The sequence below is a fragment of the Aeromonas sp. Y318-1 genome (genome assembly GCF_027706125.1).
GTDB classification, from domain to species: Bacteria; Pseudomonadota; Gammaproteobacteria; order Enterobacterales; family Aeromonadaceae; genus Aeromonas; species Aeromonas hydrophila.
Genome location: NZ_JAPDCM010000039.1, coordinates 1 through 2,531 on the forward strand (window position 1 = coordinate 1; position 2,531 = coordinate 2,531).

General features: G+C 51.5%; 1 protein-coding gene. It reads left to right on the top strand.

Features of this window, described 5'->3' with window-relative positions; translation table 11 throughout:
- The first annotated feature begins 894 nt into the window (after positions 1-894).
- A complete protein-coding gene (locus OKB87_RS23460; RefSeq protein ID WP_270828625.1) occupies positions 895-1,206 on the top strand; it encodes a hypothetical protein in 312 nt (103 codons plus the stop codon).
- The last annotated feature ends 1,325 nt before the right edge of the window (positions 1,207-2,531 follow it).

The following is a 2,531-nucleotide window of genomic DNA, read 5'->3' on the forward strand; positions in this document are numbered from 1 at the left end:
CCCCCCCCCCCCCCCCCCCCCCCCCCCCCCCCCCCCCCCCCCCCCCCCCCCCCCCCCCCCCCCCCCCCCCCCCCCCCTCTATCCGTCTGCAATTTTAGTCTCAGTGAAGAAGCAAAAACAAAGAAATTAATTTTATTTGGTTATTTGGTTATTTGGTTATTTGGTGGTTGAATCGTTGTGCTGTGGACGTTGCACGCGTGGTTTTATATGCGTTTTCACATCATGCCCATGGTTGCCTGTTTAGATGTGTTTTCTCATCTGGCGCTCTTTCGTTCTGTGATATCGCGTATCTGTCCGGCGCCCTATCGTTGCCATCGGGTGATGAACCCACTGCGCCGAATACCAGGCGTATGTTTGCACTAAAACCCTGTGCGGGTCAGCCCGTTTAATTTACTTGAGTAAGCCGTCAGACAGGAGGGTGTAATGCCATCGGTGACAGTCATGGTACCGACACAAGATGAATGCCCCCGGCTCCGTATCCACCGCCGCGACGCCCCTCGCTACAGTGACATTGCTGCGTGGATTTATGAGCAGGGGCGCTGGGTCACCCGGCGAGAGATAGGTGAGCATTTTGGCCTCACACGTTCCAGTGTCAGCAGTTATTTGAATGTGATTGCTGCTAAGCGACCCAGTATCGGGCTCTTGCAAAGTCAGGCGCATAACCGGGGGAGCCTGTCGGCCAGGATTATGACCAGCCCTGACATTTGGTTGCGCGGCACAACCTCGACAACGGTCCACACGGTGCATCCGATGCCAAACTCCAGCTGCCATGCGCGCTGGTTGGCGCTGGTGCAATTGCCGTGGTCACAGCTTGCAGATGATGACCGGTTTCGTGGGGAGTGCTTTGGTGGTGAGCCAATAACAGACGACGCGTATTGCGATAAGGGGTGAGTGATGACACAGGGGTGGGAAGAGCAAGAGCAGGTGCCAGAGGTCGAAGAAGCACATGGTCTGTCGCAGGCGAACATGCCGGTCTATTTGCAGCTGGCGCAGTGGCTCCACGAACAAGGGCGATGGGTCACGCTGCCTCAAGTGATGACGGCGTTTAAGCTGTCTCGCGCCCAGGTTTATTCCCACCTTGTTACCCTGCGTAAAAGGTTTCCCAACAGCATTGAAGAAAAGCGTAAGGGGCGTGGAACCTTCAGCGTCATGTCTGTAAGGATGATTGCAGGCTGGAGTATGCCGACCAAGCCGGTAAAGGGGTAGCCCAAGACCTGCCACTATCTGAACTCGGTAGTGGGAATGGATATGCCTGTACCAAGGCGGCGCGAGGATTGTCGCTGGTTGCAGCTCACGCAGCGTTCATGGGCAGACATGCGCTTAACGCGTAGTGATGTTGAGCAGGTATTGCGCTGCTTCAAGAAGGTGAAGGTGAAAGAGGGTGAGGGTGGGGACGATATGTAAGGCATGCCTGATGTATGTCGGGATTTTTGGCGTGGCGATACTCGTGTTATCGTTTGGTTTTGGTTAGTTTGCGCATTCGAATGAGATATAGAAAAGCCGCACTCAACATCAGTGCGGCTTTTTGTTGCATCCCAGGAGGGATATGACAGCAATCCGTTGCTGTAGTTATAACTGTATCACGAAGCACCCTGTTGAATATAAAAATAAAATAATGTAGCCATGAGGCATTTCTGTTTTATAAAAAATAATTTTATTAATGAATGTTTGCTTTGCCTGTTGTGAGAAAATAATTGGCTAGGTATGAAGGCGGCATTATGGTAGGCGCTCTTGTAACGATACCTGTTTTCGGGGGTAGAGGTGCGTCACTCAGGACTCTCACCTATCCTGATTGGACTCCCTGTTATTACCACCCCAGGGTGTATCTTGTTGTAAGTGTTCTGTTTGACCATATCTGAAAGACCCAAATTCGGTGGCTTGCCAACAAATGCATGAAGGGGATGCCATGTCGTATATATTTCTTGTTTTGAAGGTAACAAGATGAGTGTAGTGATGCGGATATATTTTATCTTTGGTGCGGTATTTTGGGTGGAGTTACTGCTTTTCTACTATTTGACAAGACAATAAAAGCAGGGAAGGGGGGGCGCGTACAAAAGTGAAAGTTATGGAGCGGTGATGTGCCACGTCAACATCAGTTAAGAGTTAATTCACGGGATGGTGAGTCAAGATTACGCACGGCGATTGAGGCCTGGCGACCAGACCGGCCTCGGCGTTGGCTGGTAAAGCATGGGGGTCTTGCGGTAGAAGGGCGCAAGGGGCGGGACAGTTTGGCGGAGCAGTATCTTGCATTGCGGGATGAGGCAATGCGCCGAGTCTCGAACTCAACATCGACATCCAGTATGCGAGGCTTACCATCGCAACTATGTCATCTGCGCTCATACTGGTGATGTTTATGTTACCTGAAGGGGCCGGGGTAAATGAAATAAAAAAAGGCCACGGGGCAATCGTGACCTTTGAAGGTGCATAAATAGCACGCGGAAGGATATACCCAAACTAGGGAAGGTGCGAATAAGCGGGGAAATTCTTCTCGGCTGACTCAGTCATTTCATTTCTTCATGTTTGAGCCGATT

What these genes read in the sequence shown, in the direction of transcription:
- OKB87_RS23460 (WP_270828625.1), top strand. Translation starts at nt 895, where the DNA reads ATGACACAGGGGTGGGAAGAGCAAGAGCAGGTGCCAGAGGTCGAAGAA.